Source organism: Clostridium sp. TJA085, assembly GCF_058310235.1.
Genome location: NZ_JBZEEZ010000014.1, coordinates 1 through 1,163 on the forward strand (window position 1 = coordinate 1; position 1,163 = coordinate 1,163).

Annotated in this window: 1 tRNA gene and 1 rRNA gene; both read right to left on the reverse strand. The window is 22.4% G+C overall.

The features are described from left to right. Nucleotides 1-958: 958 nt before the first annotated feature. Nucleotides 959-1,034, reverse strand: a tRNA-Ala gene (locus AC4FQW_RS13275). 42 nt (nucleotides 1,035-1,076) lie between these two features. Continuing rightward, a 5S ribosomal RNA gene (rrf, locus tag AC4FQW_RS13280) occupies nucleotides 1,077-1,163 on the reverse strand; the annotation flags it as partial.

Below are 1,163 nucleotides of genomic sequence, written 5' to 3' on the forward strand. Positions count from 1 at the left end.
TCTTAAAACTTACTTGTAAAAAGAATTGCTGGTTCTAAATGTATTTCTATATTCTGTTCAATTTTCAAAGACCATTTTATCTCGTCGCCTTCAAGCGACTTGTTTATCTTATCATTTAAGAAGATTTATGTCAACAACTTTTTTTCATAAAGTTTTCTAAACTTTCAAAGTGTTTCCTCTTCTAAACGACAATAATATTCTATCACTTCATTCAATATTTGTCAACATCTTTCGACATATTTTATTGTCTTTTAATGTCGATTTATATCGTCATAAGCGACGGAATTAATAATATCATATTATTACTATTAAATATATTTTAATATACTCAAATTTATAAATTAAAATATACATACTAAGCTTTTCTTTAGTTTTCTAATATTATTAGACATTGATACACTAGGATATGTTTAAGTAATAATTCTATTATATATAAACTTTAAATACTTTCTTTCTCTTATTATTATGTAATATATTTATTATAATTATTCACATATTTATATAATTAATTTATTTTTTATTGTTAAATAGTATTTATATTATAATATAAATACTATTTACTACACTTTAAAATATTAATTAATATAAGTAAGATTAAATTTTAATTAATACCAATATTTTCAATATTGATATTTATATGTAGTTATTAAAAAATTTATATTCCTATTTAAACTACTATATATTCAATATATTAATAGTATTCTGCTTAATTTAAATATTAATACCTATATATTAATTTATTTATAATTATTTAAACTTTTATATATTATAATTGATTTGTTGCACTAATATTTTAATATAAAAACATATAAATTTAATACAATATTTCTTATATAACATCATTTAAATTCATCTCAATTATAAAAATATTATCTTTAAATAATATAAAACCCTTCAGTATTATATAAAAATTTTAATTTAAATAAAAAAACACATCTATTTAGATGTGTCTTAAACATGGTGGAGGTAAGGAGATTCGAACTCCTGACCCCCTGCGTGCAAGGCAGGTGCTCTCCCAGCTGAGCTATACCCCCGTATAAAAAAAAGATAGCAATTAAACTATCTTTTTATTTTTCACCTGGCAACGTCCTACTCTCCCACACGGTCACCCATGCAGTACCATTGGCGCTATAGAGCTTAACTTTCCTGTTCGGAATGGGAAG